Origin of the sequence: Vibrio sp. CUB2 (genome assembly GCF_001557945.1) — a bacterium.
Lineage (GTDB): Bacteria > Pseudomonadota > Gammaproteobacteria > Enterobacterales > Vibrionaceae > Vibrio > Vibrio owensii.
Window position 1 is genome coordinate 133,168 of sequence record NZ_LNRB01000014.1, and the last position, 15,112, is coordinate 148,279.

Consider the following 15,112-nt stretch of genomic DNA (forward strand, 5'->3'; position numbering starts at 1 on the left):
GGTGCGCTTTTGAACATTTGTTGTACTAAAAACCACCAATGAATGATAAAACACACTTAATTGTATGTTGAGTAGTCGATTTTCATAGGCTTTCAGCGTATAAATGGACCTTTACTCTGCTCGGCAATGAGGCTGACAGAGCGTAGTTAACAATATTTGAGAGATTGGGAATTTCATTATGCGTACCCATTACTGTGGTCACCTGAACAAGTCCCTTGCAGGACAAACTGTAGAACTTTGCGGCTGGGTTAACCGTCGTCGTGATTTAGGCGGTCTTATTTTTATCGATATGCGAGATCGCGAAGGTATCGTTCAGGTAGTTGTTGATCCAGATATGGCAGATGCGTATGAAGTGGCTAACACACTTCGTAATGAATTCTGTATCAAACTAACTGGTGAAGTTCGCGTTCGTCCAGAGAGCCAAGTAAACAAAGACATGGCAACAGGTGAAGTTGAGATCCTTGCAAAAGGTCTTGAGATCATCAACCGCTCTGACGTTTTGCCTCTAGACTTCAACCAAAAGAACTCTGAAGAGCAACGTCTGAAGTACCGTTACCTAGATCTACGTCGTCCAGAAATGAGCGACCGCATCAAGCTACGTGCTAAAGCGTCTAGCTTTGTTCGTCGTTTCCTAGATGACAACGGCTTCCTAGACATCGAAACACCAGTACTAACAAAAGCGACACCAGAAGGCGCTCGTGACTACCTAGTACCTAGCCGTGTTCACAAAGGCAGCTTCTACGCGCTTCCTCAGTCTCCACAGCTATTCAAACAGCTTCTAATGATGTCTGGTTTTGACCGTTACTACCAAATCGTTAAGTGTTTCCGTGATGAAGACTTGCGTGCTGACCGTCAACCAGAATTCACTCAGATCGATATCGAAACGTCATTCATGACGGCTGACCAAGTTCGTGCAACGACTGAGAAAATGGTTCGTGAAATGTGGCAAGAGCTACTGAACGTTGACCTAGGTGAATTCCCAGTAATGCCGTTCAGCGAAGCGATTCGTCGTTTCGGTTCTGATAAGCCAGACCTACGTAACCCACTAGAACTAGTAGACGTTGCTGACCTAGTAAAAGACGTTGAGTTCAAAGTATTCTCTGGTCCAGCAAACGACGAGAAAGGTCGCGTAGCAGTTATCCGTGTTCCAGGTGGTGCTGAGCTTACTCGTAAGCAAATCGACGGCTACGCAGAATTCGTAGGTATCTACGGTGCGAAAGGTCTAGCATGGATGAAGGTTAACGACCGTGCAGCAGGCATGGAAGGTATCCAGTCTCCTGTAGCTAAATTCCTAAGCGAAGACGTGATCAACGGTATCCTAGATCGCACTCAAGCGGAATCTGGCGACATCATCCTATTTGGCGCAGACAAAGCAAACATCGTTGCTGAAGCACTAGGTGCACTTCGTCTTAAACTTGGTAAAGACCTAGAGCTAACGAAAGAAGGCACTTGGGCTCCACTATGGGTTGTTGACTTCCCAATGTTCGAAGAAGACGACGAAGGCAACCTACACGCAATGCACCACCCATTCACATCACCTCTAGGTGTGACTGCGGAAGAGCTAAAAGCGAACCCAGCAGTAGCGAACTCAAACGCATACGACATGGTTCTAAACGGCTACGAAGTAGGCGGTGGTTCTGTACGTATCCACAACGCAGAAATGCAAGCAGCGGTATTCGATATCCTAGGTATCGATGCAGAAGAGCAACAACTGAAATTCGGCTTCCTACTGGACGCGCTAAAATTCGGTACGCCTCCACACGCAGGTCTTGCATTCGGTCTAGACCGTCTAGTGATGCTGCTATGTGGTACAGAGAACATCCGTGACGTTATCGCGTTCCCTAAAACAACTGCGGCGGCGTGTCTACTAACAGACGCTCCAAGCCTTGCAAACCCAGCGGCTCTAGAAGAGCTAGCGATTGCAGTGACAGTTGCGAAAGAAAAAGACGCAGAATAAGCGCACAACAATTAAAGAAAAAACTCCCGCACCTGCGGGAGTTTTTGTTTTAATGGCAACTATTCTCATACTTACAGTGAGTTATTGATTAGGACTCTTCATGTCAATTATTTTGGGCATTGACCCAGGCTCTCGTATTACCGGTTATGGCGTGATTCGCCAGCAAGGTCGTCATCTGCAATATCTAGGCAGCGGCTGTATCCGTACTTCTGAAAAAGAGCTGCCAGGCCGTCTCAAGCAAATCTACGCAGGCGTAACAGAAATCATCACTCAGTTTCAACCGGATGTGTTTGCCATCGAGCAAGTGTTTATGGCGAAGAATGCCGATTCTGCACTAAAGCTAGGGCAGGCGCGTGGTAGCGCAATTGTGGCGGCTGTGAATGCGGATCTTCCGGTGCATGAGTACGCGGCTCGTCTTATTAAACAAGCGGTAACGGGCACAGGTGGCGCAGACAAAGTTCAGGTTCAACATATGGTTCAACACATGCTTAAATTGCCCGCTAAACCTCAAGCCGATGCTGCCGATGCGCTGGGTGTTGCTATTTGTCACGCTAACACGAATAAGACGCTGGTGGCGCTCGCAGGCAAAGCAACCAGTGCAAGAAAAGGTCGTTACTGTTAGGCGTGTTCTCGTATTAAAAATGAGACATCTCAGACAGATTTAAGGATTAAATTTGTTGAGAAAATGTTACAAAACTATAGTGGTCAGAGGTCTAATAAGAAATCAATCAAGGAAGATTGAACATGAATCCAGCCACGCTGTGGCGCAGTGCATTTATGCCGCGCGAAACTCAATGGACAAGAACACAACAACGTCAAGCAGACATCCTCTCTCTATTTACCTTCATCGCTTTTCTAGTCGGGATCTACAGCCTGATCAAATGGTCCAAACATGGGCATGAAAGCTTAATTTTTACCTCAGTACTCTTAATCGCACTCGAACTGATATCCGCCTTTAGCCTGAGGTGGTTCAAACAACCGGCATTGTCGCTCAATCTTGGTTTTGTCGGCATGTCGGTGCATGCACTCAACATCATTTATCAAAGTGGTGGTGTGGTCGATTCAACCCAGACTTACTGGGTGCCTTTGTTAGTCGTCGCTTTCTTTTTATCTGGCACTCGTATCATGGCGATCTCTTGGAGCGCGTTAGTGATAGTGCTTTCTGCGGTAATGACGTATCAGCATGTATCTGGTTTTGGTTTTCCTCAGCTCGTGTTGTCTGAATCTGCGCAGCGTGTGGAGATATGGTCAGGCACTGTGTTACCGCTGGTGGTGATTTGTATTGCACAAGCTTTTACCGCCAAGCAGCGAGACACCGCGATTGAAAGTGCAGAGAAAGCCAAAGCAGAAAGTGAGTTGGTGGCGCAAAAGGCAACAGAAGGGGAGTTGCATTTGGCGGAGGTGCTTGAGCAAGCTAATCAAAACTCAAGTGAATTGAAACAAGTCTCCCAAGTGTTGGATGAACAATCATCACAATTAGATGCTCAAGTGAATGCTCTTAATGTAAACAGTGAATCCCAAGCCAGCGCGGCAGAGCAAATGAGTCAGCAAGTGCATCACATGGCGACGGGGATTGAAGAGTCCAGCAAGTTTGTCGAAGAGTTGCGTGAGAAGAGTGAAGACGTCCATCAACAAGCTGAGAAAAGCTCGGAATTATTGGAGGACTCTACCCAAGCGATCAGCCAGATCATTACCAGCCATGAAGAAATCATGAAAGTGGCGGACTTAATTACGTCGGTTGCGGAGCAAACCAACTTGTTGGCACTCAATGCTGCTATTGAAGCGGCGAGAGCGGGTGAGCAGGGCAGAGGCTTTGCGGTCGTTGCGGACCAAGTTCGAGAGCTCTCGGCTAAGAGCAGTCAGTCGGCGGTAGAAATTCGTAACTTGCTTGATCGCAGTGAGCAAGAAGTGAAGCATGGTCAAAGCGTTGTGACGTCGAGTACAGAGCGAATGAACACCATTATTCAGCAAGTCACCACTATATCTCATGATGTGCAGAGCCTGTCTGGCATCATGGCTACGCAAATGACGGCATTAAAAGAGTTGGATGAAGCCAGCAGTGAAGTTGCTAACGGCGTAGTGAACACCAAAACCATTGCAGAAACTGTCGCGCAATACGGCAACGAGCTGAACGGGCAAGTGGTCGCGGTGCGCAATCTGACTCAACAGCTTGATCAAGTTGTCTCAAAAATCTAACCCCACCGCATAAAGGACTGGATGTCTATCCAGTTCTTTATTATCCTGTCGCAAATTCATTTCCAAAGAGTATTTATAGTGATTGGACGTCTTCGCGGCACTCTGCTTGAAAAGCAACCACCTGAAGTTTTAATTGAAGTTAATGGCATTGGTTATGAAGTTCAGATGCCAATGAGCTGTTTCTACGAACTGCCAAATGTCGGCGAAGAAGCCATTATTTATACTCACTTTGTTGTGCGTGAAGACGCGCAATTGCTTTACGGTTTCAACACAGTCAAAGAGCGTGCGCTTTTCCGTGAAGTGATTAAAGCGAACGGCGTTGGTCCTAAGCTAGGTCTAGGTATCCTTTCTGGCATGACTGCGAGCCAATTCGTTTCTTGCGTTGACCGTGAAGATATTTCAACGCTTGTGAAGCTGCCTGGTGTTGGTAAGAAGACAGCTGAACGCCTAGTTGTAGAAATGAAAGACCGTCTGAAAGGTTGGGGTGCTGGCGATCTATTTACGCCGTTTACCGATGCTGCTCCTACGGATTCTGGTGCGACATCCAGCAACGCTGAAGAAGAGGCAATCAGTGCGCTTCTAGCTCTAGGTTACAAGCCGACTCAAGCGTCGAAAGTGGTTTCTCAGATCGCTAAACCGGATATGACCAGTGAGCAACTGATCCGTGAAGCACTAAAATCAATGGTGTAACTGAAAGCCCAAGGGAACAATATGATTGAAGCCGATCGTTTAATCGCGCCAGAGAATTCTTCGTTTCGTGATGAAGATGTCATCGACCGTGCGATTCGTCCTAAGAAACTGGCGGATTACCAAGGTCAGGATCACGTACGTGATCAGATGGAGATTTTCATCAAAGCCGCTCAATTGCGAAATGAAGCGCTCGACCACCTTTTGATATTTGGTCCTCCAGGCTTGGGTAAAACCACGCTTGCGAACATCGTTGCCAATGAGATGGAAGTGAACATTCGCACCACTTCAGGCCCTGTGCTGGAGAAAGCAGGGGACTTGGCGGCGCTGCTGACTAACTTAGAAGAAAACGATGTGCTGTTCATTGACGAGATTCACCGCTTAAGCCCAATGGTTGAAGAGGTGTTGTATCCAGCGATGGAAGACTACCAATTGGACATCATGATTGGTGAAGGCCCAGCAGCTCGCTCTATCAAGATTGACCTGCCTCCTTTTACTCTGATCGGTGCAACAACGCGTGCAGGTTCTTTGACTTCGCCACTTCGTGATCGTTTCGGTATTACGCAGCGTCTTGAATACTACAAAGTGAAAGACCTACAAGACATCGTTCAGCGCAGTGCAGATTGCTTGGGCTTGTCGATGGAAGCGGAAGGCGCATTAGAAGTTGCTCGCCGTGCCCGTGGTACGCCGCGTATTGCTAACCGACTGCTACGCCGTGTTCGTGACTATGCCGAAGTAAAGGGTAATGGACACATCTGCGCAGAAGTGGCAGACAAAGCGCTGAATATGCTTGATGTCGACGCTAAAGGTTTTGACTACATGGACCGCAAACTGCTTCTTGCGATCATGGAGAAGTTTGGTGGCGGCCCAGTAGGTTTAGACAATATGGCAGCGGCGATTGGTGAAGAGAAAGACACTATAGAAGACGTCCTTGAACCATATCTTATCCAACAAGGCTATTTACAGCGCACGCCTCGTGGTAGAATTGCCACTGATCGCGCTTATTTGCATTTCGGAATTGAAAAGTAAGATTCCATCGCTGAGCGCTTGGCGCTCAGCGTTTCCCCAATGTTGACCAACCTCTCATTTATTTAATTTGCTCTAATACTAAATAGGTAAGAAAAACTTATAGATTGTTAACTCTATGTTCCTGCCTAACTGATTATTTTCTCTCCTGATTACTCTCTCTTAACATACTCTTCCAATATCGATTGATCTGGATCAATGTGATGGATTTTTGTTCAAATTCAGCGCACAAACATTGATATACATCAAAGCGGTTTCCCGCCATAAACCTTTTGAAACAAACTGTTTTTAGCAGTAATATTAGGCCCAGCTATATTAGCTGGTGCTTAACAATTAACTAACCAATGAAGCACATTTTTGCAACAAAGAGTTGTGATAATTCAACATTTTTCAAGTGTAAATAACACTTGTGTATGGATTGCAATATGTAGAGAGTGTCATTCAGCCGACACATAGGAGTTACCATGATTGACGTAGTTGATCTGTCGCGGTTGCAGTTTGCACTGACAGCGATGTATCACTTCCTATTCGTACCATTGACCCTTGGTATGGCCTTCCTTTTGGCCATTATGGAATCGATGTACGTAATGACGAACAAGCAAATCTACAAGGACATGACCAAGTTCTGGGGTAAGCTGTTCGGTATTAACTTTGCACTTGGTGTGGCTACCGGCCTTACCATGGAGTTCCAGTTTGGTACGAACTGGTCTTACTACTCCCACTATGTAGGTGACATCTTCGGTGCACCACTGGCGATCGAAGCACTGGTTGCTTTCTTCCTGGAGTCAACTTTTGTTGGTCTATTCTTCTTCGGGTGGGATCGTCTATCAAAACGTCAACACTTAGCGGTAACCTGGTTGGTTGCTCTGGGTTCTAACTTCTCTGCACTTTGGATTCTTATCGCGAACGGCTGGATGCAAAACCCAGTTGGCGCTGAATTCAACTTCGAAACCATGCGTATGGAAATGGTGAGCTTCGCAGACGTTGTACTAAACCCTGTAGCGCAAGTTAAATTTGTACACACAGTAGCATCTGGTTACACGTGTGGTGCAATGTTCGTTCTAGGCATCAGTTCTTACTACCTATTGAAAGGTCGTGATGTGGCGTTCGCTCGTCGTTCGTTTGCTATCGCAGCTTCTTTCGGTATGGCAGCAATCCTGTCTACAATCGTGCTAGGTGATGAATCTGGTTACGAGCTTGGTGAAGTTCAAAAAGTGAAGCTAGCAGCGGTAGAAGCTGAATGGCACACAGAACCAGCACCAGCGGCGTTCACACTGTTCGGTTTACCAAACCAAGAAACAATGAACACCGATTACGCAATCAAGATCCCTTACGTTATGGGTATCATCGCGACACGTTCATTTGACGAGCAAGTAACAGGTCTACACGATCTTCGTGAAGAGCACGTTGACCGTATCCGTACTGGTATGTACGCGTACGAGTTGCTTGAAAAACTGCGTGCAGGCGACAAGTCTGAAGCAAACATGACTGCGTTTGATGAAGTGAAAGGTGACCTAGGTTACGGCCTACTTCTAAAACGTTACACAGACAACGTTGTTGATGCGACTGAAGACCAAATCCAAGCTGCTGCGGATGACTCAATCCCAACAGTATGGCCGCTATTCTGGTCGTTCCGTATCATGGTTGCGTGTGGCTTCATTATGCTATTCGTATTTGGTGCGTCATTCATCCAAACATGTCGTCAGAAGATCGAACAGAAACCTTGGATTCTTAAAGCTGCACTATTCAGCATTCCACTTCCATGGATTGCGATTGAAGCAGGTTGGTTCGTTGCTGAATACGGTCGTCAACCGTGGGCTGTAGGTGAAATCCTACCGGTACACGTTGCTGCATCAGCACTAACAGCAGGTGAAATCTGGACTTCACTATTTGCAATCCTAGCGCTATACACTGCATTCCTAATTGCAGAAGTATACCTAATGGTGAAATTCGCTCGTAAAGGTCCAAGCAGCCTGAAAACTGGTCGCTACCACTTCGAGCAAAACGCTGACTCTGTTGAAGACAAAGTTAGTCGCCAAGTAGAAGCGTAAGACAAGGAGACAACAAGATGTTTGATTACGAAATCTTGCGATTCATCTGGTGGGTACTGATCGGTGTTCTACTAGTTGGTTTTGCAATTACAGACGGTTTCGATATGGGTGTGGGCGCGCTTGTACCTATTATCGGTAAAAACGACACACAACGTCGTGTGATGATTAACTCCATCGCACCTCACTGGGATGGTAACCAAGTATGGCTTATCACTGCTGGTGGTGCATTGTTCGCAGCATGGCCTTTGGTTTACGCGACATCGTTCTCTGGTTTCTACCTAGCGATGATCCTAACCCTAGCGGCACTTTGGCTACGTCCAATCGGTCTTGATTACCGTTCAAAGATTGAAGATAAAAAATGGCGTAACACTTGGGATATCTGTATCTCAATCAGTGGCTTCGTTCCACCAATCATCTTTGGTGTAGCGTTTGGTAACCTTCTACAAGGTGTTCCATTCCAATTGAACGAATTCCTAATGCCAACGTACCACGGTTCATTCTTTGGTCTACTAAACCCATTTGCTCTGCTATGTGGTCTAGTAAGCTTGTTCATGATCCTGATGCAAGGTGCAACATGGCTTCAAATGAAGACAACTGGCGAAGTACATACTCGTGCTCGTAACGTAGCTCAGCTTACTGGTCTACTAACAGTGGTTGCATTTGTGCTTGCTGGTTTCTGGATCCAAAGCATCGAAGGCTACGTTATCGTAGGTGGCATCGACACTGCAGCGGCTTCTAACCCTCTTAACAAAGAGGTTATCCGTGAAGCAGGTGCGTGGATGAACAACTTCGAAGCTTACCCACTACTATGGGCTGCACCTGTACTGGGGGTTGCTATGCCGCTTCTAGCTGTATTGGCATCTCGCCTAGAGAAGTGTGGCATCGCATTCCTAACGTCAAGCCTAGGTAACGCTGGTGTTATCTTTACTGCTGGTATCGCAATGTTCCCATTCGTAATGCCTTCAGACCTAATGCCAAGCCAAAGTCTGACAATGTGGGATGCAACTTCATCTGAACTGACTCTGAACCTAATGACAGGCGTAGCGTTTGTTATGGTTCCTATCATCCTTGCTTACACGTCTTGGACTTACTACAAGATGTTTGGCCGCTTGGATGACCAGTTCATCGAAGAAAACAAAAACTCACTATACTAAGGAGCTATTACTATGTGGTATTTCGCATGGATTCTAGGTGTACTACTTGCTTGTGCATTCGGTATCATCAACGCTCTTTGGTTAGAGCACTCAGAAATGATGGATAAAGACAGTGAGTAATCTCGCTGACAAGGTAGCGAAACTTCACGCACCAATGGACAAGACTCTACTAAGAGTCTTGGCCTTAATCCTTGGCTTTATGCATGTAGGATTGGTGATGTGGGATCCGAACGCATACCATCGAGAAATTGGTGGCTTTAATGCGTTTATCGCACCAGCGCTGATTTGGGCAGTGTGCTCAAGCATGGTATATGGTGTGGGCTTCAAGCCAAGAAATTGGTACTGGCAGGTGCTGTTCAGTCCTTATTTCTCGCTCGCTATCTTAATTTATCTAACTGCACTGTATTTCATGTAAGCGTTACACTCTGAAATAAAGTCGGTTACTAAATCATCGAATAAAAGCCAGACGTATTGTCTGGCTTTTATTTTTTCTACAAATTTCAAAAATATTCCCTTACCTCAGTACCAATTACTGCCGCTTCAGTTATAGTAATTGCTTTAAAGAATTGAATATATTGGTACTCCCTTGCAAGGCACATCAAATCCCTTTCGCTGGCCGATCACTGTGTATTACGAAGACACAGATGCGGGTGGCGTTGTATATCACTCAAATTATTTAAAATTCTTTGAACGCGCGCGCACTGAGATGTTGCGTGCAAAAGGCGTTTCTCAACATGTGTTACTGGAACAAAACATTGGCTTTGTTGTCCGACACATGGATATCGATTTCAACCAAGGGGCAAGGCTGGACGAGCATTTGACCGTTCTAACCCGAGTGTCAGAAATAAAACGTGCTTCTTTGCAATTCTGTCAAGAGTTAGTCAATGATGAAGGCAGAACATTGTGCAAGGCAATGGTTAAGGTAGCATGTATCGATAATAAGAAAATGAAGCCAATTGCGATTCCATCATTTATCAATTCGGAGCTAACAAATAGTGACTGCTGATATTTCCATTTTAGATCTCTTTCTTCAGGCCAGTCTGTTGGTAAAGCTTGTGATGTTGACACTGCTCGGCATGTCAATCGCATCATGGGCTATGATCATTAAGCGCAGCAAAGTCTTATCTCAGGCATCAAAAGATGCGGAGTTATTCGAAGACAAATTCTGGTCGGGTACTGATCTTTCTCAGCTTTACCAGAAAGTGAAAGGTCGTAAAGACGACATCACAGGTACAGAAGAAATCTTCTACGCAGGTTTTACCGAGTTTGCTCGTCTACGTAAGAGCAATGCAAACTCGCCAGCTTACATCATGGAAGGCACAGGCCGTGCAATGCGCGTTGCTGTTGCTCGTGAAGTTGATGAACTGGAAACCAGCTTACCATTCCTTGCAACGGTCGGTTCTATCAGCCCATACATTGGTCTGTTTGGTACGGTTTGGGGCATCATGCATGCGTTCATCGCTTTAGGTGAAGTAAAGCAAGCAACGCTTTCAATGGTAGCGCCAGGTATCGCAGAAGCCCTGATTGCAACCGCAATGGGTCTATTTGCTGCAATTCCTGCAGTAATGGCATACAACCGTCTTAGCAACAAAGTAAGTAAGCTAGAGCACACTTACGCGACTTTCTCTGAAGAATTCCACAGCATCCTGCACCGTCAAGCGATGGCGGGTCGAGACAGCGCAAGTAAGGAATAGAGCATGGCGGGTTACCAACCTAAAAAGCGTAAAATGACTGCAGAGATCAACGTCGTACCATACATCGACGTGATGCTCGTTCTGTTGATCATTTTTATGGCGACCGCTCCATTTGTCACTCAAGGTGTGGATGTGGATCTTCCACAGACATCAACGGCTGAATCTATGCAAGACTTGGCTGGTGATACAGACAGCAGCTTCATCATCATTGAAATCGATCGTGACGGCAATTTAGGCTTAAGCGTGAATGATGAAGAGGTTCAACGCGGTCTATCACTACAAGACGTGATTGTGCGTGTGAAAGCCGAGCGTGAGATCAAACCTGATTCACCTGTTGCGGTAGGTGGTGATGCAGCGACGCCATACGCCGACGTTGTACTTTTGCTTGACGAGTTAAGTCGTGCAGGCATCCCAAAAGTGGGTCTGATGACCGATATCAGGGAATAGACATCGAACATCTATGAAAGATAACAAGAAAAAATCCAAAGAATACACCAAGCCGATAGCGATATCGGTTGGTTTGCACGCGCTATTAGTCGTGGCTCTACTTTGGGGGACGGACTTCACTATGTCGAAACCAGAGCCGACAGGCCAGATGGTTCAGGCTGTGGTGATTGATCCAAAACTTGTTCAGAAACAAGCGAACGAGATTCGTCAGCAACGCGAAAAAGCCGCGAAGAAAGAGCAAGATCGTCTGGATAAATTGAGACGTGAAGCTGAGCAGCTTGAGAAAAACCGCAAAGCTGAAGAAGAACAGATTCGTAAGCTAAAAGAGCAGCAGGCGAAAGATGCCAAAGCCGCTCGTGAAGCCGAAGCTGCTCGCAAGAAGAAAGAACAAGAACGCAAAGTTGAGGAAGAGCGTGTTCGCGAAGAGAAAGAGCGAGCAGCGAAAGCCGAACAAGAGCGTAAGGCCAAAGAAGAAGCGGCCGCAAAAGCGGAACAAGAACGCGTAGCGCGAGAGAAAGCAGCGAAAGAAGCTGAAGAAAAAGCGAAACGTGAACGTGAAGCCGCTGCGAAAGCCGAGCAAGAACGCATCGCGAAAGAAAAGGCAGCTAAAGAGGCCGCAGAAAAGGCACGCCAAGAGAAAGAGCGTCTTGAGCGATTAGAGCGTGAGCGTAAAGAGCAAGAAGCTGCACTGGATGATATTTTTGCAGGCCTTGAAAGTGAGGCAAGCCAAAACAGTGCGGCTCGTAACCAATTCATTGACGATGAACTTTCTCGTATGTCATCCATCTATAAACAGAACATTCAGCAAAGGCTGATTAAGGATGATTACTTGCTGGGAAAGGAGTGTAGGGTAAACATCAAACTGATCCCAACAGGGACAGACATGATGGTTGCTGGCGTGACCATATTAGACGGCGACGCCCGAGTATGTGCGGCTGCGAAGAGTGCGATTGCGCAGGTAGGGACTTTCCCTAAATCGTCAGAAGAAGCGGTCAACGAAAAATTGAAAGACATCAACTTAACTGTTGCTTTGGACTAAAAGGAACTGAGACGTGATTAAACGCCTTTTACTAGGAATGTTTGTACTGCTTGGCAGTCTGACAAGTGTGGCTCACGCCGCATTAGAGCTAGTCATTACCGATGGTATTGATTCAGCACGACCAATTGCTGTTGTTCCATTTAAATGGGAAGGCAGTGAACCTCTTCCAACGGACATCTCTGCTGTGATTGCTTCAGACTTGCAACGCAGTGGTAAGTTCAGCCCGGTACCAACTAGCAAGATGCCACAAACACCATTCAACGAATCAGAGGTTAACTTTGATGCGTGGACTGGCCTTGGGGTTGATGCGCTGCTTACGGGTTCAATCAAAAAGAACGAGCAGGGCAACTACGTTGTGAACTACCAATTGGTTGACGTTGTTCGCGGTCAATTGACTGGCGGCAATAGCAAAGCACTTGGTGGCGACGGCGAGCTGGTACTTTCTAAAGATCATGTTCTGTTCAACAAAGTGGCTACGGTTGAAGGCCCACGCATGCGTGAGTACGCGCACCGTATCTCTGATCTTGTCTACGAGCAACTAACGGGTGAGCGTGGTGCGTTTATGACACGTATCGCTTACGTGGTGGTGAACGATAAAGATAACTTCCCTTACCAACTTCGCGTGGCGGATTATGATGGCTACAACGAGCGCCTAGTGCTTCAATCGAAGCAACCGCTAATGTCTCCGGCATGGTCTCCAGATGGTCAGAAACTGGCTTACGTAAGTTTCCAAAATGGTCAGGCTGAGATCTTCATCATGAACATCTACACCGGTGAACGTGAGAAAGTAACGTCATACCCTCGTCACAATGGTGCGCCAAGATTCTCGCCGGACGGCAGCCAGTTAGCCCTTGTGCTTTCTAAGACTGGTTCGCTTCAGGTTTACACTTTGGATCTAAAAACACGCAAATTGACACAAATTACGCGTGGCAGATCAAATAATACAGAACCATACTGGCACCCTGATGGCAAATCGCTGATTTTCACATCTGACAGGGGTGGTAAACCTCAGATTTATAAAGTAGATTTGGGCAGCGGTTCGACTAATCGCTTGACTTGGCAAGGCAGTCAAAACTTGGGTGGTCAAATCACTCCTGACGGCCGATTCCTAGTCATGGTGAATCGCAGTGATTCGGGTTTCAACTTAGCCAAACAAGATTTGGAAACAGGTGCTCTTCAGGTGCTAACAAAAACGTTGCTTGATGAGTCTCCGAGCATTGCCCCAAATGGTGGCATGGTTATCTATAGCTCGATTTACAACAAGAAAAACGTACTATCGATGGTGTCAATTGATGGTCGATTTAAAGCTAGATTACCGGCAACTAATGGGCGTGTAAGAGCTCCCGCGTGGTCACCGTTTTTGTAGTAAGAAAAATTGATTAATAAAGGAAAATAAGATGCAACTGAACAAGGTTCTAAAAGGGCTACTAATCGCGATTCCTGTGATGGCTATGACGGCATGTAGCTCAAGCGATGACGCTGCTTCTAACACGGGTGCTGAGACAAACACTGGTGCAGCAGAAACTACAGTCGTTACTCCGATCGATCCAAACAGCCAGCTAACAGAGCAAGAGCTAAAAGAGCAAGCGCTACGTGAAACTCAAACAATCTACTTCGCATTTGATAACTCAACAATTGCTGGTGATTACGAAGAGATGCTAGCGGCTCACGCTTCTTACCTAAGCAAGAACCCAGCTCTTAAAGTAACGATCGAAGGTCACGCTGATGAGCGCGGTACTCCTGAGTACAACATCGCTCTAGGTGAACGTCGTGCAGAAGCAGTATCAAACTACCTACAAGCACTAGGTGTTCAAGCTGATCAAATCTCTATCGTTAGCTACGGTGAAGAGAAGCCACTTCTTCTAGGTCAATCTGAAGATGTTTACGCTAAGAACCGTCGTGCGGTTCTAGTATACTAATTCGAGGTAAACCTCATGTTCAGTAACACTAAGCGCGCTGTTACGCTTACGTTACTGGCAAGTGCAGCGAACTTCGCGTTCGCTGCACCAGCTCCAGTATCAGATCTCAACAGCACATCATCAGTATCTACTCGATCTTCTTCCGAAAGCGACATCGAGCGTTTAGAGCGCTTGTTGCAAAACCGCAACCGCGTTCAGCTTCAAATGCAAGAGCAAGTTGACCAAATGGCACAAGAGATCAGTGATCTACGTGGTCAATTAGAGCGCAACAACTACGAGATGCAGCAAATGCTTAAGCGTCAACGTGAGTTGTTTGTGGAGCTTGATCGAGTGCGTGGCGAAATGAAAGCCGCACCTGTTAAAGAAACCAAACCAGCGGAAACTGGCGGTAAGTACACATCGAATGCCGATGAACAAACGGCTTACCAAGACGCGGTGGATTTAATCCTTAAAAAACGCGACTACACCGGTGCGATTGCTGCGTTCCAACAGTTCCAAAAGGACTATCCTGATTCAACATATTCAGCGAACTCACATTACTGGTTAGGTCAGTTGTACTTCGCGAAGAAACAGGATAAAGAAGCTGTGAAGAGCTTTGCAGCCGTGGTTTCTTACAAAGATTCCAACAAGCGTGCAGATGCATTAGTCAAGCTAGGCGATATTGCTGAGCGTAACAACAATGCAGCGCAAGCGAAGAAATACTATCAGCAAGTGGTAGACGAGTACCCAGGCAGCGCCTCGGCGAAAGTTGCAAGCTCTAAGCTGAAGTAACGACGCTTAAGTAATATCAAGATGATTAAAAAGGGAGCCTCGGTTCTAATGCCGATCAGTTAAACATTAATCGGCAGATCAATTGAATGATCCCTCCAGTGTGTAAAAATCCGATAGACCCTGTTTATCGGATTTTTTTATGCACGTTTCTCAAGCCCTCGATATCATAAA

16 protein-coding genes are annotated in these 15,112 nt (G+C 46.4%); all 16 read left to right on the forward strand.

All coding sequences use genetic code 11. The annotated features are described in order from the left end of the window. The first annotated feature begins 178 nt into the window (after positions 1 to 178). The 16 genes from aspS to ybgF all read left to right on the forward strand — a co-directional run bounded on the left by aspS (position 179) and on the right by ybgF (position 14,941). Positions 179 to 1,957 (forward strand): aspartate--tRNA ligase, encoded by a 1,779-nt coding sequence (gene aspS, locus ATB78_RS20395; protein WP_061010149.1) that lies wholly within the window; start codon positions 179 to 181, stop codon positions 1,955 to 1,957. Positions 1,958 to 2,057: 100 nt separating this feature from the next. Further along, a complete protein-coding gene (ruvC, locus tag ATB78_RS20400) occupies positions 2,058 to 2,579 on the forward strand; it encodes a crossover junction endodeoxyribonuclease RuvC (RefSeq protein WP_061010152.1) in 522 nt (173 codons plus the stop codon). A gap of 122 nt (positions 2,580 to 2,701) precedes the next feature. Next, on the forward strand, positions 2,702 to 4,153 hold the full coding sequence (locus ATB78_RS20405) for a methyl-accepting chemotaxis protein (protein WP_061010154.1): 1,452 nt from the start codon (positions 2,702 to 2,704) through the stop codon (positions 4,151 to 4,153). A gap of 78 nt (positions 4,154 to 4,231) precedes the next feature. Next, entirely contained in the window at positions 4,232 to 4,843 is a 612-nt protein-coding gene (gene ruvA / locus ATB78_RS20410; RefSeq protein WP_061010156.1) for a Holliday junction branch migration protein RuvA, read from the forward strand. A gap of 21 nt (positions 4,844 to 4,864) precedes the next feature. After that, complete coding sequence (gene ruvB / locus ATB78_RS20415; protein WP_061010158.1) at positions 4,865 to 5,869, forward strand: Holliday junction branch migration DNA helicase RuvB; 1,005 nt, start codon at positions 4,865 to 4,867, stop codon at positions 5,867 to 5,869. A gap of 461 nt (positions 5,870 to 6,330) precedes the next feature. Further along, on the forward strand, positions 6,331 to 7,917 hold the full coding sequence (cydA, locus tag ATB78_RS20420) for a cytochrome ubiquinol oxidase subunit I (RefSeq protein WP_005441697.1): 1,587 nt from the start codon (positions 6,331 to 6,333) through the stop codon (positions 7,915 to 7,917). Between the two features lie 17 nt (positions 7,918 to 7,934). Continuing rightward, positions 7,935 to 9,071 carry a cytochrome d ubiquinol oxidase subunit II gene (gene cydB / locus ATB78_RS20425; RefSeq protein WP_039986504.1) on the forward strand — a complete coding sequence of 379 codons (1,137 nt, stop codon included), beginning with the start codon at positions 7,935 to 7,937 and terminating at the stop codon, positions 9,069 to 9,071. Between the two features lie 12 nt (positions 9,072 to 9,083). Further along, positions 9,084 to 9,191 carry a cytochrome bd-I oxidase subunit CydX gene (cydX, locus tag ATB78_RS20430; RefSeq protein WP_000270284.1) on the forward strand — a complete coding sequence of 36 codons (108 nt, stop codon included), beginning with the start codon at positions 9,084 to 9,086 and terminating at the stop codon, positions 9,189 to 9,191. After that, positions 9,184 to 9,486 (forward strand): cyd operon protein YbgE, encoded by a 303-nt coding sequence (ybgE, locus tag ATB78_RS20435; RefSeq protein ID WP_017188312.1) that lies wholly within the window; start codon positions 9,184 to 9,186, stop codon positions 9,484 to 9,486. Before cydX ends, ybgE begins: the two co-directional genes overlap by 8 nt. 171 nt (positions 9,487 to 9,657) lie before the next feature. After that, positions 9,658 to 10,077, forward strand: a complete 420-nt coding sequence (gene ybgC, locus ATB78_RS20440) for a tol-pal system-associated acyl-CoA thioesterase (protein ID WP_005426200.1) — start codon at positions 9,658 to 9,660, stop codon at positions 10,075 to 10,077. After that, positions 10,067 to 10,765, forward strand: a complete 699-nt coding sequence (gene tolQ / locus ATB78_RS20445) for a protein TolQ (RefSeq protein ID WP_061010160.1) — start codon at positions 10,067 to 10,069, stop codon at positions 10,763 to 10,765. The genes ybgC and tolQ overlap by 11 nt, the downstream gene beginning before the upstream one ends. Before the next feature lie 3 nt (positions 10,766 to 10,768). Beyond that, a complete protein-coding gene (tolR, locus tag ATB78_RS20450) occupies positions 10,769 to 11,212 on the forward strand; it encodes a protein TolR (RefSeq protein WP_005441707.1) in 444 nt (147 codons plus the stop codon). 13 nt (positions 11,213 to 11,225) lie between these two features. Continuing rightward, complete coding sequence (gene tolA, locus ATB78_RS20455; protein ID WP_061010162.1) at positions 11,226 to 12,251, forward strand: cell envelope integrity protein TolA; 1,026 nt, start codon at positions 11,226 to 11,228, stop codon at positions 12,249 to 12,251. A 13-nt stretch (positions 12,252 to 12,264) separates the two neighbouring features. After that, positions 12,265 to 13,617: a Tol-Pal system beta propeller repeat protein TolB gene (tolB, locus tag ATB78_RS20460; protein WP_005441711.1), complete on the forward strand. Its 1,353-nt coding sequence runs from the start codon at positions 12,265 to 12,267 to the stop codon at positions 13,615 to 13,617. Between the two features lie 31 nt (positions 13,618 to 13,648). Then, complete coding sequence (pal, locus tag ATB78_RS20465) at positions 13,649 to 14,170, forward strand: peptidoglycan-associated lipoprotein Pal (protein WP_005441714.1); 522 nt, start codon at positions 13,649 to 13,651, stop codon at positions 14,168 to 14,170. 15 nt (positions 14,171 to 14,185) lie between these two features. Beyond that, the gene (ybgF, locus tag ATB78_RS20470) at positions 14,186 to 14,941 is read left to right on the forward strand and encodes a tol-pal system protein YbgF (RefSeq protein ID WP_061010164.1); all 756 of its coding nucleotides are present in this window, start codon (positions 14,186 to 14,188) and stop codon (positions 14,939 to 14,941) included. Positions 14,942 to 15,112: the final 171 nt, after the last annotated feature.

Excerpts from the sequence above, each read along its gene's own strand:
- cydA (WP_005441697.1), top strand. The coding sequence starts at position 6,331 with ATGATTGACGTAGTTGATCTGTCGCGGTTGCAGTTTGCACTGACAGCG.
- cydX (WP_000270284.1), top strand. The coding sequence starts at position 9,084 with ATGTGGTATTTCGCATGGATTCTAGGTGTACTACTTGCTTGTGCATTC.
- cydB (WP_039986504.1), top strand. The coding sequence starts at position 7,935 with ATGTTTGATTACGAAATCTTGCGATTCATCTGGTGGGTACTGATCGGT.
- aspS (WP_061010149.1), top strand. The coding sequence starts at position 179 with ATGCGTACCCATTACTGTGGTCACCTGAACAAGTCCCTTGCAGGACAA.
- ybgF (WP_061010164.1), top strand. The coding sequence starts at position 14,186 with ATGTTCAGTAACACTAAGCGCGCTGTTACGCTTACGTTACTGGCAAGT.
- ruvB (WP_061010158.1), top strand. The coding sequence starts at position 4,865 with ATGATTGAAGCCGATCGTTTAATCGCGCCAGAGAATTCTTCGTTTCGT.
- tolR (WP_005441707.1), top strand. The coding sequence starts at position 10,769 with ATGGCGGGTTACCAACCTAAAAAGCGTAAAATGACTGCAGAGATCAAC.
- tolA (WP_061010162.1), top strand. The coding sequence starts at position 11,226 with ATGAAAGATAACAAGAAAAAATCCAAAGAATACACCAAGCCGATAGCG.
- pal (WP_005441714.1), top strand. The coding sequence starts at position 13,649 with ATGCAACTGAACAAGGTTCTAAAAGGGCTACTAATCGCGATTCCTGTG.
- ATB78_RS20405 (WP_061010154.1), top strand. The coding sequence starts at position 2,702 with ATGAATCCAGCCACGCTGTGGCGCAGTGCATTTATGCCGCGCGAAACT.
- ruvC (WP_061010152.1), top strand. The coding sequence starts at position 2,058 with ATGTCAATTATTTTGGGCATTGACCCAGGCTCTCGTATTACCGGTTAT.